Origin of the sequence: Escherichia sp. KTE96, from assembly GCF_000408525.1 — a bacterium.
Taxonomy (GTDB): Bacteria; Pseudomonadota; Gammaproteobacteria; order Enterobacterales; family Enterobacteriaceae; genus Escherichia; species Escherichia marmotae.
On the sequence record NZ_KE137149.1, the window covers coordinates 237,401 to 263,566 of the forward strand.

The 26,166-nt window shown below is 52.0% G+C and carries 19 protein-coding genes, 3 tRNA genes, 3 rRNA genes and 1 pseudogene; 19 read left to right on the top strand and 7 right to left on the bottom strand.

What is annotated here, in order from left to right; genetic code table 11:
- Window positions 1-10 precede the first annotated feature (10 nt).
- The 3 genes from rbsB (at window position 11) to rbsR (ending at window position 2,953) form a co-directional block, all read left to right on the top strand.
- On the top strand, window positions 11-901 hold the full coding sequence (gene rbsB / locus A1WG_RS13125; RefSeq protein WP_001056270.1) for a ribose ABC transporter substrate-binding protein RbsB: 891 nt from the start codon (window positions 11-13) through the stop codon (window positions 899-901).
- 126 nt (window positions 902-1,027) lie between these two features.
- Window positions 1,028-1,957, top strand: coding sequence for a ribokinase (rbsK, locus tag A1WG_RS13120; protein WP_001517412.1), 930 nt, complete (start codon window positions 1,028-1,030; stop codon window positions 1,955-1,957).
- 3 nt (window positions 1,958-1,960) lie between these two features.
- The gene (gene rbsR, locus A1WG_RS13115) at window positions 1,961-2,953 is read left to right on the top strand and encodes a ribose operon transcriptional repressor RbsR (protein ID WP_000224458.1); all 993 of its coding nucleotides are present in this window, start codon (window positions 1,961-1,963) and stop codon (window positions 2,951-2,953) included.
- A 13-nt stretch (window positions 2,954-2,966) separates the two neighbouring features.
- Here the strand turns inward: rbsR and A1WG_RS23150 are convergent.
- Window positions 2,967-3,146: pseudogene (locus A1WG_RS23150) on the bottom strand (MFS transporter); the annotation flags it as partial.
- A 21-nt stretch (window positions 3,147-3,167) separates the two neighbouring features.
- Window positions 3,168-3,860, bottom strand: a complete 693-nt coding sequence (locus A1WG_RS13110; protein ID WP_001131156.1) for a FadR/GntR family transcriptional regulator — start codon at window positions 3,858-3,860, stop codon at window positions 3,168-3,170.
- A gap of 477 nt (window positions 3,861-4,337) precedes the next feature.
- On the opposite strand from A1WG_RS13110, the gene A1WG_RS13105 reads away from it, so the two are divergent.
- The 6 genes from A1WG_RS13105 (at window position 4,338) to A1WG_RS13080 (ending at window position 9,563) form a co-directional block, all read left to right on the top strand.
- Window positions 4,338-5,879, top strand: a 16S ribosomal RNA gene (locus A1WG_RS13105).
- An 85-nt stretch (window positions 5,880-5,964) separates the two neighbouring features.
- Window positions 5,965-6,040, top strand: a tRNA-Glu gene (locus A1WG_RS13100).
- 193 nt (window positions 6,041-6,233) lie between these two features.
- Window positions 6,234-9,138, top strand: a 23S ribosomal RNA gene (locus tag A1WG_RS13095).
- Window positions 9,139-9,232: 94 nt separating this feature from the next.
- A 5S ribosomal RNA gene (gene rrf / locus A1WG_RS13090) occupies window positions 9,233-9,348 on the top strand.
- Together the 16S, 23S and 5S rRNA genes with 3 tRNA genes alongside form the textbook arrangement of a ribosomal RNA operon.
- A 54-nt stretch (window positions 9,349-9,402) precedes the next feature.
- Window positions 9,403-9,479 (top strand) — tRNA-Asp (locus tag A1WG_RS13085).
- Window positions 9,480-9,487: 8 nt separating this feature from the next.
- Window positions 9,488-9,563: transfer RNA gene (locus A1WG_RS13080), tRNA-Trp, on the top strand.
- Between the two features lie 95 nt (window positions 9,564-9,658).
- On the opposite strand, the gene hdfR is transcribed toward A1WG_RS13080, so the two are convergent.
- The gene (gene hdfR, locus A1WG_RS13075) at window positions 9,659-10,498 is read right to left on the bottom strand and encodes an HTH-type transcriptional regulator HdfR (protein ID WP_000379233.1); all 840 of its coding nucleotides are present in this window, start codon (window positions 10,496-10,498) and stop codon (window positions 9,659-9,661) included.
- A gap of 118 nt (window positions 10,499-10,616) precedes the next feature.
- On the opposite strand from hdfR, the gene maoP reads away from it, so the two are divergent.
- A complete protein-coding gene (maoP, locus tag A1WG_RS13070) occupies window positions 10,617-10,955 on the top strand; it encodes a macrodomain Ori organization protein MaoP (protein WP_000841001.1) in 339 nt (112 codons plus the stop codon).
- Between the two features lie 25 nt (window positions 10,956-10,980).
- Here maoP and A1WG_RS13065 read toward each other — a convergent pair whose 3' ends face one another.
- On the bottom strand, window positions 10,981-12,501 hold the full coding sequence (locus A1WG_RS13065; RefSeq protein ID WP_000059010.1) for a YifB family Mg chelatase-like AAA ATPase: 1,521 nt from the start codon (window positions 12,499-12,501) through the stop codon (window positions 10,981-10,983).
- A 350-nt stretch (window positions 12,502-12,851) separates the two neighbouring features.
- On the opposite strand from A1WG_RS13065, the gene ilvL reads away from it, so the two are divergent.
- From ilvL to ilvA, 7 genes are all read left to right on the top strand, one after another.
- Window positions 12,852-12,950 (top strand): ilv operon leader peptide, encoded by a 99-nt coding sequence (ilvL, locus tag A1WG_RS0121715; protein WP_001311244.1) that lies wholly within the window; start codon window positions 12,852-12,854, stop codon window positions 12,948-12,950.
- An 86-nt stretch (window positions 12,951-13,036) separates the two neighbouring features.
- A complete protein-coding gene (ilvX, locus tag A1WG_RS24525; protein ID WP_001387183.1) occupies window positions 13,037-13,087 on the top strand; it encodes a peptide IlvX in 51 nt (16 codons plus the stop codon).
- Between the two features lie 2 nt (window positions 13,088-13,089).
- Entirely contained in the window at window positions 13,090-14,736 is a 1,647-nt protein-coding gene (ilvG, locus tag A1WG_RS13060) for an acetolactate synthase 2 catalytic subunit (RefSeq protein ID WP_001012639.1), read from the top strand.
- Window positions 14,733-14,996 carry an acetolactate synthase 2 small subunit gene (ilvM, locus tag A1WG_RS13055; protein ID WP_000983255.1) on the top strand — a complete coding sequence of 88 codons (264 nt, stop codon included), beginning with the start codon at window positions 14,733-14,735 and terminating at the stop codon, window positions 14,994-14,996. The genes ilvG and ilvM overlap by 4 nt, the downstream gene beginning before the upstream one ends.
- A gap of 19 nt (window positions 14,997-15,015) precedes the next feature.
- Complete coding sequence (gene ilvE / locus A1WG_RS13050; RefSeq protein WP_001517411.1) at window positions 15,016-15,945, top strand: branched-chain-amino-acid transaminase; 930 nt, start codon at window positions 15,016-15,018, stop codon at window positions 15,943-15,945.
- A 63-nt stretch (window positions 15,946-16,008) separates the two neighbouring features.
- The gene (ilvD, locus tag A1WG_RS13045; RefSeq protein ID WP_001127407.1) at window positions 16,009-17,859 is read left to right on the top strand and encodes a dihydroxy-acid dehydratase; all 1,851 of its coding nucleotides are present in this window, start codon (window positions 16,009-16,011) and stop codon (window positions 17,857-17,859) included.
- Between the two features lie 2 nt (window positions 17,860-17,861).
- On the top strand, window positions 17,862-19,406 hold the full coding sequence (ilvA, locus tag A1WG_RS13040; protein ID WP_001517410.1) for a threonine ammonia-lyase, biosynthetic: 1,545 nt from the start codon (window positions 17,862-17,864) through the stop codon (window positions 19,404-19,406).
- 51 nt (window positions 19,407-19,457) lie between these two features.
- Here the strand turns inward: ilvA and ilvY are convergent, their stop codons facing one another.
- Entirely contained in the window at window positions 19,458-20,351 is an 894-nt protein-coding gene (gene ilvY, locus A1WG_RS13035; protein ID WP_000365754.1) for an HTH-type transcriptional activator IlvY, read from the bottom strand.
- Window positions 20,352-20,500: 149 nt separating this feature from the next.
- On the opposite strand from ilvY, the gene ilvC reads away from it, so the two are divergent.
- Window positions 20,501-21,976, top strand: a complete 1,476-nt coding sequence (ilvC, locus tag A1WG_RS13030) for a ketol-acid reductoisomerase (RefSeq protein ID WP_001517409.1) — start codon at window positions 20,501-20,503, stop codon at window positions 21,974-21,976.
- 131 nt (window positions 21,977-22,107) lie between these two features.
- Here the strand turns inward: ilvC and ppiC are convergent, their stop codons facing one another.
- A complete protein-coding gene (ppiC, locus tag A1WG_RS13025; protein WP_001140258.1) occupies window positions 22,108-22,389 on the bottom strand; it encodes a peptidylprolyl isomerase PpiC in 282 nt (93 codons plus the stop codon).
- Between the two features lie 86 nt (window positions 22,390-22,475).
- On the opposite strand from ppiC, the gene rep reads away from it, so the two are divergent.
- Window positions 22,476-24,497, top strand: a complete 2,022-nt coding sequence (gene rep / locus A1WG_RS13020) for a DNA helicase Rep (RefSeq protein WP_001238901.1) — start codon at window positions 22,476-22,478, stop codon at window positions 24,495-24,497.
- Between the two features lie 62 nt (window positions 24,498-24,559).
- Here rep and gppA read toward each other — a convergent pair whose 3' ends face one another.
- Window positions 24,560-26,044 carry a guanosine-5'-triphosphate,3'-diphosphate diphosphatase gene (gene gppA, locus A1WG_RS13015; RefSeq protein ID WP_001517408.1) on the bottom strand — a complete coding sequence of 495 codons (1,485 nt, stop codon included), beginning with the start codon at window positions 26,042-26,044 and terminating at the stop codon, window positions 24,560-24,562.
- Between the last annotated feature and the right edge of the window lie 122 nt (window positions 26,045-26,166).

Consider the following 26,166-nt stretch of genomic DNA (forward strand, 5'->3'; position numbering starts at 1 on the left):
CATCTTGAATATGAACATGAAAAAACTGGCTACCCTGGTTTCTGCTGTTGCGTTAAGCGCCACCGTCAGTGCGAATGCAATGGCAAAAGATACCATTGCGCTGGTGGTTTCCACGCTCAATAACCCGTTCTTTGTATCGCTGAAAGATGGCGCGCAGAAAGAGGCGGATAAACTCGGCTATAACCTGGTGGTGCTGGACTCCCAGAACAACCCGGCAAAAGAACTGGCGAATGTGCAGGACTTAACTGTTCGCGGCACCAAAATTCTGCTGATTAACCCGACCGACTCCGACGCGGTAGGTAACGCCGTGAAGATGGCCAACCAGGCGAACATCCCGGTAATCACTCTTGACCGCCAGGCAACGAAAGGCGACGTTGTTAGCCACATTGCTTCCGATAACGTACTGGGCGGCAAAATTGCCGGTGATTACATCGCGAAGAAAGCAGGTGAAGGGGCGAAAGTTATCGAATTGCAGGGCATCGCCGGTACATCCGCTGCTCGCGAACGTGGCGAAGGCTTCCAGCAGGCCGTTGCAGCTCACAAATTTAACGTTCTCGCCAGCCAGCCAGCAGACTTCGACCGTACCAAAGGTCTGAACGTGATGCAGAACTTGCTGACGGCGCACCCGGATGTGCAGGCTGTATTCGCGCAGAACGATGAAATGGCGCTGGGCGCACTGCGCGCTCTGCAAACTGCCGGTAAATCGGATGTGATGGTTGTCGGATTTGACGGTACGCCGGATGGCGAAAAAGCGGTTAATGATGGCAAACTAGCAGCGACTATCGCTCAGTTACCCGATCAGATTGGCGCGAAAGGCGTCGAAACCGCCGATAAAGTGCTGAAAGGCGAGAAAGTTCAGGCTAAGTATCCGGTTGATCTGAAACTGGTTGTTAAGCAGTAGTCTTTAATCAGGTTTTATAACCTGATGGTGGCATAAATACGGCATCGACAGATGAACGTGTAATATAAAGAAAAGCAGGGCACGCGCCACCCTAACCCGGTGGCGCATTTTATGGACATCCCGAATATGCAAAATGCAGGCAGCCTCGTTGTTCTTGGCAGCATTAATGCTGACCATATCCTTAATCTTCAATCTTTTCCTACTCCAGGCGAAACCGTAACCGGTAACCACTATCAGGTCGCATTCGGCGGTAAAGGCGCGAATCAGGCTGTGGCCGCAGGGCGTAGTGGCGCGAATATTGCGTTCATTGCCTGCACAGGGGATGACAGCATTGGTGAGAGTGTTCGTCAGCAACTCGCCACTGATAATATTGATATTTCTCCGGTCAGTGTGATCAAGGGCGAATCGACAGGCGTAGCGCTGATTTTTGTTAATGCCGAAGGCGAGAACGTTATCGGCATTCATGCCGGGGCTAACGCAGCCCTTTCCCCAACGCTGGTGGAAGCGCAACGTGAGCGTATTGCCAACGCGTCGGCATTATTAATGCAGTTGGAATCACCACTCGAAAGTGTGATGGCAGCGGCGAAAATCGCCCATCAAAATAAAACTATCGTTGCACTCAACCCGGCTCCGGCTCGTGAACTTCCTGACGAATTGCTGGCGCTGGTGGACATCATCACGCCAAACGAAACGGAAGCAGAAAAGCTCACCGGTATTCGTGTTGAAAATGATGAAGATGCGGCGAAAGCTGCGCAGATACTACATGAGAAAGGTATCCGTACTGTACTGATTACCTTAGGGAGCCGTGGCGTGTGGGCCAGTGTGAATGGCGAAGGTCAGCGCGTACCTGGATTCCGGGTTCAGGCTGTTGATACTATTGCTGCCGGAGATACTTTTAATGGCGCATTAATCACGGCGTTGCTGGAAGAAAAAACATTGCCTGAGGCGATTCGTTTTGCCCATGCTGCCGCTGCGATTGCTGTGACACGTAAAGGTGCACAACCTTCCGTTCCCTGGCGTGAAGAGATCGATACCTTCTTAGACAGGCAGAGGTGACGCTTGGCTACAATGAAAGATGTTGCCCGTCTGGCGGGCGTTTCTACATCGACAGTTTCTCACGTCATCAATAAAGATCGCTTCGTCAGCGAAGCGATTACCGCCAAAGTTGAAGCGGCGATTAAAGAACTCAATTACGCGCCATCAGCTCTGGCACGTAGTCTCAAGCTCAATCAAACACATACTATTGGCATGTTGATCACTGCCAGTACCAATCCTTTCTATTCTGAACTGGTGCGTGGCGTTGAACGCAGTTGCTTTGAACGCGGTTATAGCCTTGTTCTCTGCAATACCGAAGGCGATGAGCAGCGAATGAATCGCAATCTGGAAACGTTGATGCAAAAACGTGTCGATGGTTTGCTATTACTCTGTACTGAAACACACCAGCCTTCGCGTGAGATCATGCAACGCTATCCAACAATTCCTACCGTGATGATGGACTGGGCGCCGTTCGATGGCGACAGCGATCTCATTCAGGATAACTCGTTTCTGGGGGGGGATTTAGCGACGCAATATCTGATCGACAAAGGCTATACCCGTATTGCCTGTATTACCGGCCCGCTGGATAAAACGCCTGCACGTTTGCGGCTGGAAGGTTACCGGGCGGCAATGGATCGTGCAGGACTGGAAGTTCCTGATGGCTATGAAGTGACAGGCGATTTTGAATTTAACGGCGGGTTTGACGCGATGCAGCAGTTATTATCGCATCCGTTACGTCCCCAGGCTGTGTTTACTGGAAATGACGCGATGGCGGTCGGTGTGTACCAGGCGTTATACCAGGCTGGGTTACATGTTCCGCAGGACATCGCGGTGATTGGTTATGACGATATTGAACTGGCACGTTATATGACGCCACCGCTCACCACAATTCATCAACCGAAAGATGAACTGGGAGAGCTGGCAATTGATGTACTTATCCACCGGATGGCTCAACCAACCTTACAGCAACAACGATTACAACTCACCCCGATTCTGATGGAGCGCGGCTCTGCTTAGATTTTAAGCAAAATATTGCCGCCGTTAACGTATAACTGATAATGGCCGATTGCATAGCAAGGGGTGAGCGATTGAGGCTATGAGCGATAGCGGGGAAGGAAGTATTCAGAATGGCGGCATCGAGAGTCTGCATAAAGAAGGTCATTGCCGCAATCCACAATAAACTCGCCATACCACGCTTTTTATCGCTCATTCAGTGTTTCGTTAGGCTGTCTCACTTCTCGAGGGGAAGTAGCAGTGCCTGACAAGCTTTGAAAGCTGCGTTGCCATCACTATGGATTATCGCATCAACGATCGCCTGGTGCTGATCCAGTTTTATTACAGTGTTGCTGGTTATCGATGTAAAGTAGGTGTGATAAACCGAATGAAATAACGAGGCGAAAGAGGTCAAAAACGGGTTAGCACTCATTTTATAAATGTGTTCATGCCAGGCCATATCAACCTCAACCCAACGTTCCCGGCGGAAATTTTCTTTTAATGCCACCATTTCGGCCATCAGCGTATTAAGATGTGCCTTCTGTTCTGCGGTGCCCATCGTTGCTGCCAGTAAGCAGGCTTGCGGTTCCAGACAGATACGCATAACCAGAAAATGATCAATAACTTGATGAAAGTTATCTTCCGTCATCCACCAGGTAAGCAACTCTTGATCAAGAAAGTTCCAGTTGGATTGCGGCATGACACGCGTACCAATTCGTGGACGTGGCAAAACCATTCCTTTTGCCGTTAACGTCTTGACCGCTTCGCGTACCGCAGTACGGCTCACTCCAAATTGCTCACCCAGCTCAATTTCACCAGGCAGAATGGTGCCGGGTGCGTATTCACCTTTTAAGATCCGTTGCGCCAGCTTCTCAGCCAGAACATACGAAAGGTTTTTCTGTGCAGCTAACTGTTGTGCGCTTAATGGCATACTCATCTTCCTTATTCTTTTTTTCATCCTTAGTATGCCACCAGGAAGTGTGATTGCGGTTGCAAAAACGGCAAATTGCTTGTTTTATGGCGCATTAACAGGTGTTTTGATGAAAAAACACGCATTCGGAAAATTATTTTAAATTTCCTCTTGTCAGGCCGGAATAACTCCCTATAATGCGCCACCACTGACACGGAACAACGGCAAATAAGCCGCCGGGTCAGCGGGGTTCTCCTGAGAACTTCGACAGAGAAAAGCGAAAAAATGCTTGACTCTGTAGCGGGAAAGCGTATTATGCACACCCCGCGCCGCTGAGAAAAAGCGAAGCGGCACTGCTCTTTAACAATTTATCAGACAATCTGTGTGGGCACTCGAAGATACGGATTCTTAACGTCGCAAGACGCTAAATGAATACCAAGTCTCAAGAGTGAACACGTAATTCATTACGAAGTTTAATTCTTTGAGCATCAAACTTTTAAATTGAAGAGTTTGATCATGGCTCAGATTGAACGCTGGCGGCAGGCCTAACACATGCAAGTCGAACGGTAACAGAAAGAAGCTTGCTTCTTTGCTGACGAGTGGCGGACGGGTGAGTAATGTCTGGGAAACTGCCCGATGGAGGGGGATAACTACTGGAAACGGTAGCTAATACCGCATAACGTCGCAAGACCAAAGAGGGGGACCTTCGGGCCTCTTGCCATCGGATGTGCCCAGATGGGATTAGCTAGTAGGCGGGGTAACGGCCCACCTAGGCGACGATCTCTAGCTGGTCTGAGAGGATGACCAGCCACACTGGAACTGAGACACGGTCCAGACTCCTACGGGAGGCAGCAGTGGGGAATATTGCACAATGGGCGCAAGCCTGATGCAGCCATGCCGCGTGTATGAAGAAGGCCTTCGGGTTGTAAAGTACTTTCAGCGGGGAGGAAGGGAGTAAAGTTAATACCTTTGCTCATTGACGTTACCCGCAGAAGAAGCACCGGCTAACTCCGTGCCAGCAGCCGCGGTAATACGGAGGGTGCAAGCGTTAATCGGAATTACTGGGCGTAAAGCGCACGCAGGCGGTTTGTTAAGTCAGATGTGAAATCCCCGGGCTCAACCTGGGAACTGCATCTGATACTGGCAAGCTTGAGTCTCGTAGAGGGGGGTAGAATTCCAGGTGTAGCGGTGAAATGCGTAGAGATCTGGAGGAATACCGGTGGCGAAGGCGGCCCCCTGGACGAAGACTGACGCTCAGGTGCGAAAGCGTGGGGAGCAAACAGGATTAGATACCCTGGTAGTCCACGCCGTAAACGATGTCGACTTGGAGGTTGTGCCCTTGAGGCGTGGCTTCCGGAGCTAACGCGTTAAGTCGACCGCCTGGGGAGTACGGCCGCAAGGTTAAAACTCAAATGAATTGACGGGGGCCCGCACAAGCGGTGGAGCATGTGGTTTAATTCGATGCAACGCGAAGAACCTTACCTGGTCTTGACATCCACAGAACATTCCAGAGATGGGATGGTGCCTTCGGGAACTGTGAGACAGGTGCTGCATGGCTGTCGTCAGCTCGTGTTGTGAAATGTTGGGTTAAGTCCCGCAACGAGCGCAACCCTTATCCTTTGTTGCCAGCGGTCCGGCCGGGAACTCAAAGGAGACTGCCAGTGATAAACTGGAGGAAGGTGGGGATGACGTCAAGTCATCATGGCCCTTACGACCAGGGCTACACACGTGCTACAATGGCGCATACAAAGAGAAGCGACCTCGCGAGAGCAAGCGGACCTCATAAAGTGCGTCGTAGTCCGGATTGGAGTCTGCAACTCGACTCCATGAAGTCGGAATCGCTAGTAATCGTGGATCAGAATGCCACGGTGAATACGTTCCCGGGCCTTGTACACACCGCCCGTCACACCATGGGAGTGGGTTGCAAAAGAAGTAGGTAGCTTAACCTTCGGGAGGGCGCTTACCACTTTGTGATTCATGACTGGGGTGAAGTCGTAACAAGGTAACCGTAGGGGAACCTGCGGTTGGATCACCTCCTTACCTTAAAGAACTGTTCTTTGCAGTGCTCACACAGATTGTCTGATAGAAAGTGAAAAGCAAGGCGTCTTGCGAAGCAGACTGATACGTCCCCTTCGTCTAGAGGCCCAGGACACCGCCCTTTCACGGCGGTAACAGGGGTTCGAATCCCCTAGGGGACGCCACTTGCTGGTTTGTGAGTGAAAGTCGCCGGCCACTGTATCTCAAAACTCACTTACGAGTGATGTTTGAGATATTTGCTCTTTAAAAATCTGGATCAAGCTGAAAATTGAAACACTGAACAACGAAAGTTGTTCGTGAGTCTCTCAAATTTTCGCAACACGATGATGGTTCGTAAGAAACATCTTCGGGTTGTGAGGTTAAGCGACTAAGCGTACACGGTGGATGCCCTGGCAGTCAGAGGCGATGAAGGACGTGCTAATCTGCGATAAGCGTCGGTAAGGTGATATGAACCGTTATAACCGGCGATTTCCGAATGGGGAAACCCAGTGTGATCCGTCACACTATCATTAACTGAATCCATAGGTTAATGAGGCGAACCGGGGGAACTGAAACATCTAAGTACCCCGAGGAAAAGAAATCAACCGAGATTCCCCCAGTAGCGGCGAGCGAACGGGGAGGAGCCCAGAGCCTGAATCAGTATGTGTGTTAGTGGAAGCGTCTGGAAAGGCGTGCGATACAGGGTGACAGCCCCGTACACAAAAATGCACATGCTGTGAGCTCGATGAGTAGGGCGGGACACGTGGTATCCTGTCTGAATATGGGGGGACCATCCTCCAAGGCTAAATACTCCTGACTGACCGATAGTGAACCAGTACCGTGAGGGAAAGGCGAAAAGAACCCCGGCGAGGGGAGTGAAAAAGAACCTGAAACCGTGTACGTACAAGCAGTGGGAGCCTCTTTAATGGGGTGACTGCGTACCTTTTGTATAATGGGTCAGCGACTTATATTCTGTAGCAAGGTTAACCGAATAGGGGAGCCGAAGGGAAACCGAGTCTTAACTGGGCGTTAAGTTGCAGGGTATAGACCCGAAACCCGGTGATCTAGCCATGGGCAGGTTGAAGGTTGGGTAACACTAACTGGAGGACCGAACCGACTAATGTTGAAAAATTAGCGGATGACTTGTGGCTGGGGGTGAAAGGCCAATCAAACCGGGAGATAGCTGGTTCTCCCCGAAAGCTATTTAGGTAGCGCCTCGTGAATTCATCTCCGGGGGTAGAGCACTGTTTCGGCAAGGGGGTCATCCCGACTTACCAACCCGATGCAAACTGCGAATACCGGAGAATGTTATCACGGGAGACACACGGCGGGTGCTAACGTCCGTCGTGAAGAGGGAAACAACCCAGACCGCCAGCTAAGGTCCCAAAGTCATGGTTAAGTGGGAAACGATGTGGGAAGGCCCAGACAGCCAGGATGTTGGCTTAGAAGCAGCCATCATTTAAAGAAAGCGTAATAGCTCACTGGTCGAGTCGGCCTGCGCGGAAGATGTAACGGGGCTAAACCATGCACCGAAGCTGCGGCAGCGACACTATGTGTTGTTGGGTAGGGGAGCGTTCTGTAAGCCGTTGAAGGTGTGCTGTGAGGCATGCTGGAGGTATCAGAAGTGCGAATGCTGACATAAGTAACGATAAAGCGGGTGAAAAGCCCGCTCGCCGGAAGACCAAGGGTTCCTGTCCAACGTTAATCGGGGCAGGGTGAGTCGACCCCTAAGGCGAGGCCGAAAGGCGTAGTCGATGGGAAACAGGTTAATATTCCTGTACTTGGTGTTACTGCGAAGGGGGGACGGAGAAGGCTATGTTGGCCGGGCGACGGTTGTCCCGGTTTAAGCGTGTAGGCTGATTTTCCAGGCAAATCCGGAGAATCAAGGCTGAGGCGTGATGACGAGGCACTACGGTGCTGAAGCAACAAATGCCCTGCTTCCAGGAAAAGCCTCTAAGCATCAGGTAACATCAAATCGTACCCCAAACCGACACAGGTGGTCAGGTAGAGAATACCAAGGCGCTTGAGAGAACTCGGGTGAAGGAACTAGGCAAAATGGTGCCGTAACTTCGGGAGAAGGCACGCTGATATGTAGGTGAAGCGACTTGCTCGTGGAGCTGAAATCAGTCGAAGATACCAGCTGGCTGCAACTGTTTATTAAAAACACAGCACTGTGCAAACACGAAAGTGGACGTATACGGTGTGACGCCTGCCCGGTGCCGGAAGGTTAATTGATGGGGTCAGCCGCAAGGCGAAGCTCTTGATCGAAGCCCCGGTAAACGGCGGCCGTAACTATAACGGTCCTAAGGTAGCGAAATTCCTTGTCGGGTAAGTTCCGACCTGCACGAATGGCGTAATGATGGCCAGGCTGTCTCCACCCGAGACTCAGTGAAATTGAACTCGCTGTGAAGATGCAGTGTACCCGCGGCAAGACGGAAAGACCCCGTGAACCTTTACTATAGCTTGACACTGAACATTGAGCCTTGATGTGTAGGATAGGTGGGAGGCTTTGAAGTGTGGACGCCAGTCTGCATGGAGCCGACCTTGAAATACCACCCTTTAATGTTTGATGTTCTAACGTGGACCCGTGATCCGGGTTGCGGACAGTGTCTGGTGGGTAGTTTGACTGGGGCGGTCTCCTCCTAAAGAGTAACGGAGGAGCACGAAGGTTGGCTAATCCTGGTCGGACATCAGGAGGTTAGTGCAATGGCATAAGCCAGCTTGACTGCGAGCGTGACGGCGCGAGCAGGTGCGAAAGCAGGTCATAGTGATCCGGTGGTTCTGAATGGAAGGGCCATCGCTCAACGGATAAAAGGTACTCCGGGGATAACAGGCTGATACCGCCCAAGAGTTCATATCGACGGCGGTGTTTGGCACCTCGATGTCGGCTCATCACATCCTGGGGCTGAAGTAGGTCCCAAGGGTATGGCTGTTCGCCATTTAAAGTGGTACGCGAGCTGGGTTTAGAACGTCGTGAGACAGTTCGGTCCCTATCTGCCGTGGGCGCTGGAGAACTGAGGGGGGCTGCTCCTAGTACGAGAGGACCGGAGTGGACGCATCACTGGTGTTCGGGTTGTCATGCCAATGGCACTGCCCGGTAGCTAAATGCGGAAGAGATAAGTGCTGAAAGCATCTAAGCACGAAACTTGCCCCGAGATGAGTTCTCCCTGAGACTTTAAGTCTCCTGAAGGAACGTTGAAGACGACGACGTTGATAGGCCGGGTGTGTAAGCGCAGCGATGCGTTGAGCTAACCGGTACTAATGAACCGTGAGGCTTAACCTTACAACGCCGAAGATGTTTTGGCGGATGAGAGAAGATTTTCAGCCTGATACAGATTAGATTAACCGGCGATAAGCGGGTTAATAAACAGAATTTGCCTGGCGGAGATAGCGCGGTGGTCCCACCTGACCCCATGCCGAACTCAGAAGTGAAACGCCGTAGCGCCGATGGTAGTGTGGGGTCTCCCCATGCGAGAGTAGGGAACTGCCAGGCATCAAATTTAGCAGTAAGCCGGTCATAAAACTGGTGGTTGTAAAAGAATTCGGTGGAGCGGTAGTTCAGTCGGTTAGAATACCTGCCTGTCACGCAGGGGGTCGCGGGTTCGAGTCCCGTCCGTTCCGCCACCCTAATTAGGGGCGTAGTTCAATTGGTAGAGCACCGGTCTCCAAAACCGGGTGTTGGGAGTTCGAGTCTCTCCGCCCCTGCCAGAAATCATCCTTAGCGAAAGCTAAGGATTTTTTTTATCTGTAATAAATTCATCCAAAGTAAAACCTTCTTCCGGCATCCTTGCCAGCTATTTTAATTAATACACATCATCCAGAACGTTAATTTTCAATAGATCGCGAATCAACGCGTGTTTATCACTATTTTGCAGCCATATAGCATAGAGAGGACGTGAAAGCGTTGTGCTGTCGACAACAGTATGCAATCCGCCTTTTTTGCGAGCCCAACTTACTGGTAGCCAGGTACAACAATTAAGCATTGCAATCTGTTGCTGTGCCAGTTCGGCAGAACTGGTTGTCAGGATTGGAACTTCATCAGCACCGATTAAACCGGCCTCATGTTGTTGAAAATCTGGCCCCCATTCCAGTCGCAGATAGTTAAGATCTCCTTTTAATTTAGAAGGGGTGCTGGCATAAAGTGCCAAAGTAAAATGCCCCAGCAACTGGCTACTAAACTCGTCCATTTTGGGCGCTTCAGTGGTAATAAGAAGATCAAGCTGACGTTCATGCAGTTGTTTTACCAGTGACTGCCGTTGGGCGATCCGCGCTTCGAACTGCAACCCTGTGTGGGCATCCTGATTTTGATACAAACGTCCCAGCCACTGATTAAGCATACATTCCCACAACGAGGCGCTGGCACCGATGGAGAACTCATTATGTCGTGAGGTATGTGCCACTTCCTTACGGGCGGCCTGCCAGGTACTCATGAGCGTTTCTGCATAAGGCAGGAGCTTTTCTCCTGCAGCGGTCAAACGGATATTATTCCTGTGGCGGGTGAAAAGGTTCACACCCAGTTGATTTTCCAGTTGCCTGATCCGAAAACTCACAGCTGATTGGGTCAGATAGAGCGATTCAGCCGCTCGACCAAAGTGACGTGTTCGGCTAACTTCCAGGAAAGTTTTTAACAATTCCGTATCCACAGTGCTCTCCGCAAAATTATTTGTCGTTATGATTTAAATGTTTTGTTTTACACTCTGTCAAGCGTAACTAATACTCCGCGCCATAACTAGCTCGGTCAAAGAATTAGGAGCGTGCAGGATGGCGGAAAGCTTTACGACGACTAATCGATATTTCGACAATAAACATTATCCACGTGGGTTCTCTCGTCATGGTGATTTCACCATCAAAGAGGCACAACTGCTTGAACGTCATGGTTATGCCTTCAATGAGCTGGATCTCGGTAAACGCGAGCCGGTGACCGAAGAAGAGAAACTCTTCGTAGCAGTATGCCGTGGCGAACGTGAGCCAGTGACAGAAGCAGAACGCGTGTGGTCTAAATATATGACGCGTATCAAGCGTCCAAAACGTTTTCACACTCTTTCCGGCGGTAAACCGCAGGTCGAAGGTGCTGAAGACTACACCGATTCCGACGATTAATAAAAAAGGGCGAAATGCCCTTTTTTTATGCCAGTAGTTTTTGCAAATGGATTAACAAGCGGTCGATAGCTCGATAGCTAACCGCCTCCTGCAGATGCGGGCGTGTGATGGTCTCAGACTGATCAATATCCGCAATGGTTCTTGATACTTTCAGTAACCGCTGCCAGGCACGAATAGATAATCCCAGATGGATCAGCGTTTCTTCCAGCCACTGTGCGTCTTCACTCTCAAGCTTGCAGAATTGTCGTATTTCTGGGCTATCCAGCCAGGCATTCAGTTTATTCTGCCGCTTAAATTGGCGCTCTCTGGCAGCTATTACGCGTTGTTTAACGGTGGCGCTGTTTTCCCCCAGAACTACTGCTTTACTCAGAATACCGGGCGGTGGGAGAGGGATCTCCAGTGAGAGATCAAAGCGGTCGAGAAAGGGACCTGAGAGTCGGTTGAGATAACGTAATGTTTGTTCTGGCGTACAGCGGTTATGGTTCCCCTGATAATGTCCGGTAGGGCTGGGATTCATCGCCGCGACAAGCTGGAAACGTGCCGGATAGGTTATTTTCGCTCGCGTGCGTGAAAGATGGATCTGGCCTGACTCTATGGGCTCCCGCAAGGCATCCAATGTACGCCGTTCAAATTCAGGTAGCTCATCAAGAAAAAGCACGCCGTTATGCGCCAGCGAGATTTCACCAGGCCCGGGAATTGCACCACCGCCAACCATCGCAGTTAACGACGCACTGTGATGTGGTGAACGGAACGGGCGTTGCCGCCACTGTTTTTGTACCGATTCGGCATTTACCAGACTTAATATCGCAGCACTCTCCAGTGCCTCTTCATTACTTAAATCTGGCAACAGACCATTAATACGGCTGGCGAGCATTGTTTTACCCGTTCCCGGCGGCCCAATCAGTAAAAGGTTGTGCCCGCCAGCGGCGGTAATTTCCAGCCCTCGCTTTCCTTGCTCCTGACCGACAACATCACTGAGATCATGTTGTAATACCCAGGATTCCGCATCTGTTGGTTTTGGGCGTTCGAGAGCATGTTTACCTTCCAGAAATGCACAGACCGCTTGTAGATGATCGGCTATCAGGCATCCTTCACCGTTAATTAGCCCTACTTCCGCTTCATTGTCTTTCGCGACGATAATCTTTCTGCCCGACTTAATAGCTTCAGTTGCACTGGAGATTGCGCCGGGAACGCCACGCAAAGCGCCTGTAAGCGCCAGTTCCCCAACTAATTCATATTCATCCAACTTATTGGCTGTAAGCTGTTCAGAGGCAGCCAGCAACGCAATGGCGATAGGTAAATCATATCTTCCACCTTCTTTCGGTAGATCGGCAGGCGCAAGATTTATGGTGATTTTTTTCGACGGATATTCATATCCGCTATTGATAATGGCGCTACGCACGCGATCGCGTGCTTCTTTTACCGTTGTTTCTGGTAAGCCCACCATCGTTAATCCGGGTAGACCTTTACTGATATGTACCTCAACAGTGATCGGCGGAGCGTTTACTCCCAGCGCGGCACGGGTATGAACAATTGACAGTGACATAAGTCCTCCTTAAGTCACCATTATGAACATAAGAGATCGCTGCTGTAGCCTGCTAAATTGTGTTATTTGGCGGTAGATTCCTATTTATTTATGCAAAGTGATTTGAGTTGTATTAGCGATGGATTAACGCTCGCAAAAATGAGGCGTGCAAGAATTAGTCTTTAAGAAAGGGCAAGAATTATACGGAAATTGAATTTTTTTCATTCACTATTTTTTATATAAAAAACAATGGTTTTTATAGAAATTATTATATTTGTCATAAAAAGCGACCAAAAAATATCTTGTGCCATTCGCAAAATCTATGGTAACTCTTTAGGTATTCCTTCGAACAAGATGCAAGAAAAGACAAAATGACAGCCCTTCTACGAGTGATTAGCCTGGTCGTGATTAGCGTGGTGGTGATTATTATCCCACCGTGCGGGGCTGCACTTGGACGAGGAAAGGCTTAGAGATCAAGCCTTAACGAACTAAGACCCCCGCACCGAAAGGTCCGGGGGTTTTTTTTGACCTTAAAAACATAACCGAGAAGCAGACAATGAATAACAGCACAAAATTCTGTTTCTCAAGATTCAGGACGGGGAACTAACTATGAATGGCGCACAGTGGGTGGTACATGCGTTGCGGGCACAGGGGGTGAATACCGTTTTTGGTTATCCGGGTGGCGCAATTATGCCGGTTTATGATGCATTGTATGACGGCGGCGTGGAGCACTTGTTGTGCCGACATGAGCAAGGGGCGGCAATGGCAGCTATCGGCTATGCTCGTGCTACCGGCAAAACCGGTGTATGCATTGCCACGTCTGGCCCTGGTGCAACCAATCTGATCACCGGACTGGCGGATGCGCTGTTAGATTCTGTTCCGGTTGTTGCCATCACCGGTCAGGTGTCCGCACCGTTTATCGGCACCGACGCATTTCAGGAAGTGGATGTACTGGGATTGTCGTTAGCCTGTACCAAACACAGCTTCCTGGTGCAGTCGCTGGAAGAATTACCACGCATCATGGCGGAAGCGTTTGATGTCGCCAGCTCAGGTCGTCCCGGCCCGGTTCTGGTTGATATCCCAAAAGATATTCAGTTAGCCAGTGGCGATCTGGAACCGTGGTTCACCACCGTTGAAAACGAAGTGACTTTTCCACATGCAGAAGTTGAGCAAGCGCGACAGATGCTGACTAAAGCGCAAAAGCCGATGTTGTATGTCGGCGGCGGTGTCGGTATGGCGCAGGCTGTTCCTGCACTGCGTGAGTTTCTCACGACCACAAAAATGCCTGTCACCTGTACGTTGAAAGGGCTGGGCGCAGTCGAGACGGATTATCCGTACTATCTGGGAATGTTGGGGATGCACGGCACCAAAGCGGCGAACTTCGCGGTACAGGAGTGTGATCTGCTGATCGCCGTGGGTGCACGTTTTGATGACCGGGTTACCGGCAAACTGAATACCTTCGCACCACATGCCTGCGTGATCCATATGGATATCGACCCAGCAGAAATGAACAAACTGCGTCAGGCGCATGTGGCATTACAGGGCGATTTGAATGCTTTGTTACCGGCATTACAGCAGTCGTTAAATATCAATGGCTGGCAGCAATATTGCGCACAACTGCGTGATGAACATGCCTGGCGCTACGATCACCCCGGAGAGGCTATCTACGCGCCGTTGTTGTTAAAACAACTGTCGGATCGTAAGGCTGCGGATTGTGTTGTGACCACGGATGTGGGACAGCATCAGATGTGGGCCGCGCAGCACATTGCCCATACTCGTCCGGAAAATTTCATCACATCCAGTGGGTTAGGCACCATGGGGTTCGGTTTACCAGCGGCGGTTGGCGCGCAAGTCGCGCGACCGAACGATACCGTTGTTTGTATCTCCGGTGACGGCTCTTTCATGATGAATGTGCAAGAGTTGGGCACCGTAAAACGCAAGCAATTACCGTTGAAAATCGTCTTACTCGATAACCAACGGTTAGGGATGGTTCGACAATGGCAGCAACTGTTTTTCCAGGAAAGATACAGTGAAACCACCCTTACCGATAACCCCGATTTCCTCATGTTAGCCAGAGCCTTCGGTATCCCTGGCCAACACATCACCCGTAAAGACCAGGTTGAAGCGGCACTCGACACCATGCTGAACAGTGATGGGCCATACCTGCTTCATGTCTCAATCGACGAACTTGAGAACGTCTGGCCACTGGTGCCGCCTGGTGCCAGTAATTCAGAAATGTTGGAGAAATTATCATGATGCAACATCAGGTTAATGTATCGGCTCGCTTCAATCCGGAAACCTTAGAACGTGTTTTACGCGTGGTGCGCCATCGTGGTTTCCATGTTTGCTCAATGAATATGGCTGCCGCCAGTGATGCACAAAATATAAATATCGAATTGACCGTTGCCAGCCCACGGTCGGTCGACTTACTGTTTAGTCAGTTAAATAAACTGGTGGACGTCGCACACGTTGCCATCTGCCAGAGCACAACAACATCACAACAAATCCGCGCCTGAGCGCAAAAGGAATATAAAAATGACCACGAAGAAAGCTGATTACATTTGGTTCAATGGGGAGATGGTTCGCTGGGAAGACGCGAAGGTGCATGTAATGTCGCACGCGCTGCACTATGGCACCTCGGTTTTTGAAGGTATCCGTTGCTACGACTCACATAAAGGACCGGTTGTATTCCGTCATCGTGAGCATATGCAGCGTCTGCATGACTCCGCAAAAATCTATCGCTTCCCTGTTTCACAGAGTATTGATGAGCTGATGGAAGCCTGCCGCGACGTAATCCGCAAAAATAATCTCACCAGTGCCTATATCCGTCCGCTGATTTTTGTCGGTGACGTTGGCATGGGCGTAAATCCGCCAGCGGGATACTCCACCGACGTGATTATCGCCGCTTTCCCGTGGGGAGCGTATCTGGGCGCAGAAGCGCTGGAGCAGGGGATCGATGCGATGGTTTCCTCCTGGAACCGCGCAGCACCAAACACCATCCCAACTGCGGCGAAAGCGGGTGGTAATTACCTCTCTTCCCTGCTGGTGGGTAGCGAAGCGCGCCGCCATGGCTATCAGGAAGGTATCGCGCTGGATGTGAATGGTTACATCTCTGAAGGTGCAGGCGAAAACCTGTTTGAAGTGAAAGAGGGCGTGCTGTTCACCCCGCCGTTTACCTCATCCGCATTACCGGGCATTACCCGTGACGCCATCATCAAACTGGCGAAAGAGCTGGGAATTGAAGTGCGTGAGCAAGTTCTGTCGCGCGAATCACTCTATCTGGCAGATGAAGTCTTTATGTCCGGTACTGCGGCTGAAATCACGCCAGTGCGCAGTGTAGACGGTATTCAGGTAGGCGAAGGTCGTTGTGGCCCGGTTACCAAACGTATTCAGCAAGCCTTCTTTGGCCTCTTCACCGGCGAAACCGAAGATAAATGGGGCTGGTTGGATCAAGTTAATCAATAAATACAAAAATGGGATGGCACGCACCGTCCCATTTACGAGACAGACACTGGGAGTAAATAAAGTATGCCTAAGTACCGTTCCGCCACCACCACTCATGGCCGTAATATGGCGGGGGCTCGTGCGCTGTGGCGCGCCACCGGAATGACCGACGCCGATTTTGGCAAACCGATTATCGCGGTTGTGAACTCGTTCACCCAATTTGTACCGGGCCACGTCCATCTGCGCGATCTCGGTAAACTGGTCGCTGAACAAATTGAAGCGGCTGGCGGTGTTGCCAAAGAGTTCAACACCATTGCGGTGGATGATGGGATCGCCATGGGCCACGGGGGCATGCTTTATTCACTGCCATCTCGCGAACTGATCGCTGATTCCGTTGAGTATATGGTGAACGCCCACTGCGCCGACGCGATGGTCTGTATCTCCAACTGCGACAAAATCACCCCAGGGATGCTGATGGCCTCCCTACGCCTGAATATTCCGGTGATCTTTGTTTCCGGTGGTCCGATGGAGGCCGGAAAAACCAAACTGTCCGATCAGATCATCAAACTTGATCTGGTTGATGCGATGATCCAGGGGGCAGATCCGAAAGTCTCTGACTCCCAGAGCGATCAGGTTGAGCGTTCAGCCTGCCCAACTTGCGGCTCCTGCTCCGGGATGTTCACCGCCAACTCGATGAACTGCCTGACCGAAGCGCTGGGCTTGTCGCAGCCGGGTAACGGCTCACTGCTGGCAACCCACGCTGACCGTAAGCAATTGTTCCTTAACGCCGGTAAACGCATTGTCGAGCTGACCAAACGTTACTACGAGCAAAACGATGAAAGCGCCCTGCCGCGTAATATTGCCAGCAAAGCGGCATTTGAAAACGCCATGACGCTGGATATCGCGATGGGCGGTTCCACTAACACCGTTCTCCATCTGCTGGCAGCGGCGCAGGAAGCAGAAATCGATTTCACGATGAGTGATATCGATAAACTTTCACGCAAAGTCCCGCAGTTGTGCAAAGTTGCGCCGAGCACTCAGAAATACCATATGGAAGATGTTCACCGTGCTGGTGGCGTTATCGGTATCCTCGGGGAATTGGATCGCGCGGGATTACTGAATCGCAATGTGAAAAACGTGCTCGGTCTGACGTTGCCGCAAACGCTGGAACACTACGACGTCATGTTGACCCAGGATGATGCGGTAAAAAATATGTTTCGTGCAGGCCCGGCGGGTATCCGTACCACCCAGGCGTTCTCGCAGGATTGCCGTTGGGACTCCCTCGATGACGACCGTGCTAACGGTTGTATCCGCTCACTGGAACACGCCTACAGCCAGGACGGTGGTCTGGCTGTACTTTACGGTAACTTCGCGGAAAACGGCTGTATTGTTAAAACCGCGGGCGTCGATGACAGCATCCTGAAATTTACCGGTCCGGCGAAAGTGTATGAAAGTCAGGACGACGCGGTAGAAGCGATCCTCGGTGGCAAAGTTGTGGCAGGCGACGTAGTCGTGATCCGCTACGAAGGGCCGAAAGGCGGTCCGGGGATGCAAGAAATGCTCTACCCAACCAGCTTCCTGAAATCGATGGGCCTCGGTAAAGCCTGTGCACTGATCACCGACGGTCGCTTCTCTGGCGGCACCTCTGGCCTTTCCATCGGTCACGTCTCACCGGAAGCGGCAAGTGGCGGCAGCATTGGCCTGATTGAAGACGGTGACCTGATCGCCATCGACATTCCGAACCGCAGCATTCAGTTACAAGTAAGTGATGCAGAACTGGCGGCACGTCGTGAAGCGCAGGAAGCCCGTGGTGATAAAGCCTGGACGCCGAAAAACCGTGAACGTCAGGTCTCCTTTGCTCTGCGCGCTTACGCCAGCCTGGCGACCAGTGCCGACAAAGGTGCGGTACGCGATAAATCGAAACTGGGGGGTTAATAATGGCAGACTCACTACCCCTGTCTGGCGCACCGGAAGGCGCTGAGTATTTACGGGCGGTGCTACGCGCGCCGGTCTATGAAGCGGCGCAGGTCACGCCGCTGCAGAAAATGGAAAAACTCTCGTCGCGTCTTGATAACGTCATTCTGGTAAAACGCGAAGACCGCCAGCCAGTGCACAGCTTTAAGCTGCGCGGCGCATACGCCATGATGGCGGGCCTGACGGAAGAACAGAAAGCGCACGGCTTGATCACTGCTTCTGCGGGTAACCACGCGCAGGGCGTTGCGTTCTCCTCCGCACGATTAGGCGTGAAGGCGCTAATCGTCATGCCAACCGCCACCGCTGATATCAAAGTTGATGCGGTACGCGGCTTCGGCGGCGAAGTGTTGCTTCACGGTGCGAACTTCGATGAAGCAAAAGCCAAAGCGATTGAACTGTCGCAGCAGCAGGGCTTCACCTGGGTTCCGCCATTTGATCATCCGATGGTGATTGCCGGACAGGGCACGCTGGCGCTGGAATTGCTCCAGCAGGACGCCCATCTTGATCGCGTATTTGTGCCGGTCGGCGGCGGCGGTCTGGCGGCGGGTGTGGCGGTGCTGATCAAACAACTGATGCCGCAAATCAAAGTGATAGCCGTGGAAGCGGAAGATTCAGCCTGCCTGAAAGCGGCGCTGGATGCAGGTCATCCTGTTGACCTGCCGCGCGTAGGTTTGTTTGCTGAGGGGGTCGCGGTCAAGCGCATTGGTGACGAAACGTTCCGTCTGTGTCAGGAGTATCTCGACGACATCATCACCGTTGATAGCGATGCCATCTGTGCGGCGATGAAAGACCTGTTCGAAGATGTGCGCGCGGTGGCGGAGCCGTCTGGCGCGTTGGCGCTGGCGGGAATGAAAAAATATATCGCCCAGCACAACATTCGTGGTGAGCGCCTGGCGCATGTGCTCTCGGGAGCTAACGTCAATTTCCACGGCCTGCGCTACGTCTCGGAACGTTGCGAACTGGGTGAACAGCGCGAAGCATTGCTGGCGGTGACCATTCCGGAAGAAAAAGGCAGTTTCCTTAAATTTTGCCAGCTACTCGGTGGGCGCTCGGTCACAGAGTTCAACTATCGCTTTGCAGATGCCAAAAATGCCTGCATTTTTGTCGGCGTGCGCTTAAGCCGCGGCCTTGAGGAGCGCAAAGAAATTTTGCAGATGCTCAACGAAGGCGGCTACAGCGTGGTTGATCTCTCCGATGACGAAATGGCGAAGCTACATGTGCGCTATATGGTCGGCGGGCGTCCATCGCATCCGTTGCAGGAACGCCTCTACAGCTTCGAATTCCCGGAATCACCGGGCGCGCTGCTGCGCTTTCTTAACACGCTGGGTACGCACTGGAATATCTCTTTGTTCCACTATCGCAGTCATGGCACCGACTACGGGCGCGTACTGGCGGCGTTCGAACTTGGCGACCATGAACCGGATTTCGAAACCCGGCTGAATGAGCTGGGCTACGATTGTCACGACGAAACCAATAACCCGGCGTTCAGGTTCTTTTTGGCGGGTTAGGGAAAAATGCCTGATGGCGCTTCGCTTATCAGGCCTACCCACGCGTCAACGTTATTTGTGGTTGGGTAAAATCTTCCAGAACGCCTCAATCAGCGGCTCATGTAGCCGCTTTTTTTGTGCGCAAACGCCCAGTTCAAACGGTGTTTTCTCATCGCTGCGATCAAGAATCATCACACGGTTGCGTACAGGTTCAGGACTATTATCCAACACAACTTCCGGTAACAATGCCACGCCACAGCCTAGCGCCACCATCGATACCATCGCTTCATGCCCGCCGACCGTGGCGTAAATCATCGGGTTGCTGATTTTATTGCGTCGGAACCACAGTTCAATGCGGCGGCGCACTGGTCCCTGATCGGCCATGATAAACGGCACCGTCGACCAGTCCGGCTTCTCTACAGATACCTGATTACGAACCGGGCAGGGCAGCGCAGGTGCGATCAGCACTACCGCCAGATTCTCCAGCATCGAAAATGCCACTGCACCGGGTAACGTCTCTGGCTTACCGGCAATCGCCAAATCCGCTTCGCCGGTGACAACTTTTTCCATCGCATCCGCCGCATCACCGGTGGTGAGCTTGATCTCCACCGACGGGTGTTCCGCGCGGAAGCGATCAAGAATCGGCGGAAGATGGCTGTAAGCAGCGGTCACCGAGCAGAAAATATGTAACTCGCCAGAGAGCGACGGCCCTTGCTGGTCGATGGTGTGGCGCAGTTGCTGATATTGCAACAGCGTTTGCTGGGCGAAAACACGCAGCTCTTCGCCCGCTTCGGTCAGCGTTACCGTCCGGTTATCGCGTATAAATAGCGGTTGGCCGAGATCTTCTTCCAGGCGCTGAATCTGCCGTGAAAGTGTCGATGGGCTGACGTGCATCGCCCGCGCGCTGCGCCCAAAATGACGGCTTTCCGCCAGATGTAGAAACATTTTCAGATCGCGTAAATCCACAGGCACAGCCCTCGATTTTGACGTTGCAGAAATTGCAATGTGACGTTGTGAATATATCAATTTCCGCAATAAGTTTCCTGACATATAGTGAATTTAATCTCGCAAACGCGAACCGAACAATAAGAAGCACAACATCATGAGGAATCACCATGGCTAACTACTTCAATACACTGAATCTGCGCCAGCAACTGGCGCAGTTGGGTAAATGTCGCTTTATGGGCCGCGAAGAATTCGCTGACGGCGCGAGCTACCTTCAGGGTAAAAAAGTGGTCATCGTCGGTTGTGGTGCACAGGGCCTGAACCAGGGCCTGAACATGCGTGATTCTGGTCTGGACATCTCTTATGCCCTGCGTAAAGAGGCGATCGCTGAGAAACGCGCTTCCTGGCGTAAAGCGACCGAAAACGGTTTTAAAGTCGGCACTTACGAAGAGCTGATCCCGCAGGCGGATCTGGTGGTTAACCTGACGCCGGATAAGCAGCACTCCGACGTAGTGCGTTCTGTTCAGCCGCTGATGAAAGACGGTGCGGCGCTGGGTTACTCCCACGGCTTCAACATCGTAGAAGTGGGTGAGCAGATCCGTAAAGACATCACTGTGGTGATGGTTGCACCGAAATGCCCGGGCACTGAAGTGCGTGAAGAGTACAAACGTGGGTTTGGCGTACCGACGCTGATTGCCGTTCACCCGGAAAACGATCCGAAAGGCGAAGGTATGGCGATTGCCAAAGCCTGGGCTGCGGCTACCGGTGGTCACCGTGCGGGCGTGCTGGAATCCTCCTTCGTTGCGGAAGTGAAATCTGACCTGATGGGCGAACAAACCATACTGTGCGGTATGTTGCAGGCTGGTTCTCTGCTGTGCTTCGACAAGCTGGTGGAAGAAGGCACCGACCCGGCATATGCAGAAAAACTGATTCAGTTCGGTTGGGAAACCATCACCGAAGCTCTGAAGCAGGGTGGCATCACCCTGATGATGGACAGGCTCTCTAACCCGGCAAAACTGCGTGCTTATGCGCTCTCTGAACAACTGAAAGAGATCATGGCACCGCTGTTCCAGAAACATATGGACGACATCATCTCCGGCGAATTCTCCTCCGGCATGATGGCTGACTGGGCCAATGATGATAAGAAACTGCTGACCTGGCGTGAAGAGACCGGCAAAACCGCGTTCGAAACCGCGCCGCAGTTTGAAGGCAAAATCGGTGAGCAGGAGTACTTCGATAAAGGCGTACTGATGATCGCGATGGTAAAAGCAGGCGTTGAACTGGCGTTCGAAACCATGGTTGATTCCGGCATCATTGAAGAGTCGGCTTACTACGAATCACTGCACGAACTGCCGCTGATTGCCAACACCATCGCCCGTAAGCGTCTGTACGAAATGAACGTCGTTATCTCTGATACCGCCGAGTATGGTAACTACTTGTTCTCTTACGCCTGCGTGCCGCTGCTGAAACCGTTTATGGCAGAGCTGCAACCGGGCGATCTGGGTAAAGCTATTCCGGAAGGTGCCGTTGATAACGCGCAACTGCGTGATGTGAATGAAGCCATTCGCAGCCATGCTATCGAGCAGGTAGGTAAGAAACTGCGTGGCTATATGACGGATATGAAACGTATTGCGGTTGCAGGCTAAGCGGCTACATACGGTGCCGGATGGCGGCGTAAACGCCTTATCCGGCCTACAAAAAGTGCACGTTCTGTAGGCCTGATAAGCGCAGCGCCATCAGGCAAAAACCCGGTGTTCAAATGCACCGGGTTTTTTTGTTAGTTACGGTACAGCACCTTAATGATGTGATAGCCGAACTGGGTGTGCAGCGGGCCGGTTGGCTCCAGTACCGGACAAGAGAAAACCACTTTATCGAATGCCGGAACCATCTGCCCCTGGCGGAACTCACCTAAATCACCGCCGCGTTTGCCTGACGGGCAAATGGAGTGCTTCTTCGCCAGCTTGCCGAAATCAGCGCCGTTCTTAATCTGTTCCAGAAGTTCCAGAGCCAGTTTCTCTTCTTTTACAAGGATATGCAGTGCTGCTGCCGTTTTTGCCATGATCGTGCCTTGAGTGGTATGGATGAGGCTGGCTATACTACCACGCTGTTATTTTCCCCTCCCGACTTTCATTGAGCGATTTTTCTATGCGTCTAAACCCCGGCCAACAACAAGCTGTCGAATTCGTTACCGGCCCCTGCCTGGTGCTGGCGGGCGCGGGTTCCGGTAAAACTCGTGTTATCACCAATAAAATCGCCCATCTGATCCGCGGTTGCGGTTACCAGGCGCGACATATTGCAGCGGTGACCTTTACCAATAAGGCGGCACGCGAGATGAAAGAGCGTGTTGGGCAGACGCTGGGGCGCAAAGAGGCGCGTGGGTTGATGATCTCCACCTTCCATACATTAGGGCTGGATATCATCAAGCGCGAATATGCGGCGCTGGGAATGAAAGCGAACTTTTCGCTGTTTGACGATACCGATCAGATGGCGTTGCTCAAAGAGCTGACCGAGGGTCTGATTGAAGATGACAAAGTTCTCCTGCAACAGTTGATTTCGACCATCTCTAACTGGAAGAACGATCTGAAAACTCCGGCGCAGGCGGCGGCAGAGGCAAAGGGCGAGCGGGATCGTATTTTTGCCCATTGTTATGGACTGTATGATGCGCACCTGAAAGCGTGCAACGTTCTCGACTTCGATGACCTGATTTTGCTGCCAACGTTGTTGTTGCAACGCAATGAAGAAGTACGCGAACGCTGGCAGAACAAAATTCGCTACCTGCTGGTGGATGAGTATCAGGACACCAACACCAGCCAGTATGAACTGGTGAAACTGCTGGTGGGTAGCCGCGCGCGCTTTACCGTGGTGGGCGATGACGATCAGTCAATCTACTCATGGCGTGGTGCCCGTCCGCAAAATCTGGTGCTGTTGAGCCAGGATTTCCCGGCGTTGAAGGTGATTAAGCTGGAGCAGAACTACCGCTCTTCCGGACGTATTCTGAAAGCGGCCAACATCCTTATCGCCAATAACCCGCACGTCTTTGAAAAGCGCCTGTTCTCCGAACTGGGCTACGGCGCGGAGCTAAAAGTATTAAGCGCGAATAATGAAGAACATGAAGCCGAGCGCGTTACTGGCGAGCTGATTGCGCATCACTTCGTCAATAAAACACAGTACAAAGATTACGCCATTCTCTATCGCGGTAATCATCAGTCGCGAGTGTTTGAAAAATTCCTGATGCAAAACCGCATCCCGTACAAAATTTCCGGCGGTACTTCATTCTTCTCCCGCCCGGAAATCAAGGATTTGCTGGCTTATCTGCGTGTGCTGACTAACCCGGACGATGACAGTGCGTTCCTGCGTATCGTCAACACGCCGAAACGAGAGATTGGCCCGGCAACGCTGAAAAAGCTGGGCGAGTGGGCGATGACCCGCAATAAAAGTATGTTTACCGCCAGTTTTGATATGGGATTGAGTCAAACACTGAGTGGGCGTGGTTATGAAGCGTTGACTCGCTTTACTCATTGGCTGGCGGAAATCCAGCGTCTGGCGGAGCGGGAGCCGATTGCTGCGGTGCGCGATCTGATCCACGGCATGGATTATGAATCCTGGCTGTACGAAACATCGCCCAGCCCGAAAGCCGCCGAAATGCGCATGAAGAACGTCAACCAACTGTTTAGCTGGATGACGGAGATGCTGGAAGGCAGCGAACTGGATGAGCCGATGACGTTAACCCAGGTGGTGACGCGCTTTACTCTGCGCGACATGATGGAGCGAGGTGAAAGCGAGGAAGAACTGGATCAGGTGCAACTGATGACTCTCCACGCATCGAAAGGGCTGGAGTTTCCCTATGTTTTCATGGTCGGTATGGAAGAAGGATTTTTACCGCACCAGAGCAGCATCGATGAAGACAATATTGATGAGGAGCGGCGGCTGGCCTATGTAGGGATCACCCGCGCCCAGAAGGAATTGACCTTTACGCTGTGTAAAGAGCGTCGTCAGTACGGTGAACTGGTGCGCCCGGAGCCGAGTCGCTTCCTGTTAGAGTTACCGCAGGATGATCTGATTTGGGAGCAGGAGCGCAAAGTGGTCAGCGCGGAAGAACGGATGCAGAAAGGGCAAAGCCATCTGGCAAATCTGAAAGCGATGATGGCAGCAAAACGAGGGAAATAGTTAAGGGGCACGGAATTATCGCCGGACAGGATGCGTTAGCATCGCATCCGGCACATTACTCGTTAATATACTTCCAGCGGCCAATGAACATAACTCTGCCATTGGCTTTCTTGCTCGATAATCTCTTTACCCAGCGGATGTTGGGCTAACCACCCTTGCGGCAGCGTCAAGGTCAACTGTTCATGGCTGGCCTGTAATTGAATCTTCGGCACTAAATCGTCACGGCGACGGCTGGCAAAAATGATGGCCAGGCGCAGTAAACGACAGAGTTGTTCCGCAACGCGCGGAGGGACGGCATTTTGTTGATGCAGCGATGAGAGATCGACCGGATTAGTTTGGTTGAGCAACAGCGTCGCCAGCAGTTTTTTCTGCGCGGGAGTAAAACCGGGAAGATCCAGGTTTCGCACCAGATAAGCAGCATGTTGCGGCGCTTGTTTGAAATCAACGCTCAGGCCAATTTCATGAAGTTGACAGGCACTGATTAGCAAATCGCGGCTAATTGCTTCAAGATGCCATGCATTTTCCACCTGATCGAAGAAGTTAGCCGCAACGCTGGCTACGCGCTGTGCCTGATCGATATCGATCATAAAGCGGCGCTGAATATTACGCAGCGTACGGCTGCGAATATCCTGCTCGACGGCCAGATGTAACATGCCGTAAACCAGGCCTTCACGCAGTGCGCCGCCAGCCAGCGTCATACACTGAATATTCAGTTCGGTAAAAATGGCTATCAGGATCGCCAGACCACTCGGGAATACTAACGCGCGTTCCAGCGTCAGCCCGTCGATCTCCAGCTCCTCCAGCCGACCGCAATGAATGGCGCGCTGTTTCAGTTGTTGCAACTTTTCCAGGGTAATGCGTTCATCCATTCCCTGCGCCATCATGATTTCTTGCAAGGCCTGCACGGTTCCGGAAGCGCCAACGCACACTTTCCAGCCGTGATAACGCAATTCATCGGCAACCGGACGTAACACTTCGCGTGCCGCTTTTTCTGCGGCATCAAAATTTTCCTGCCCCAGATTACGATCGGCAAAATAGCGTTCCAGCCAGGTGACGCAGCCCATCGACAGACTGAACAGAGAGGTGGTTTGTGCACCCGTGCCGGTTACCAGTTCAGTACTGGCTCCCCCGATATCCACCACCAGGCGCTGATCGGCTCCACCGGTAGTGTGAGCAACGCCCTGATAAATCAGACGAGCTTCCTCTTCACCGCTGATCACCTGCACCGGACAACCAAGTATTTCCTGCGCTTTGGCAATAAAATCACCAGCGTTGACAGCAAGACGTAACGTCGCCGTAGCAACAACGCGAATTTGCGAAGGAGGGATATCTTGCAGACGTTCAGCAAACAGGCGCAGGCATTGCCAGCCGCGCTCCATTGCTTCATTAGACAGGGCATTTTCGCTGTTCAGACCAGCAGCCAGACGTACTTTGCGTTTAATTCGCGTCAGCGTCTGGATACTACCAGCCACCTCGCGCACAACCAGCATATGAAAACTATTCGAACCGAGATCAATGGCAGCATAAAGCGACGAGGTGGAACTCATACTCTTCATCCTTCAATCTGTCTCTGCGTTGGCTGTGTTCTTTCACCCGAATCACTTACTACAGTAAGCTCATCGGGATTCATTCTCTTGCCATCTTGATGCAGTTTGAATGATTTTGAGTA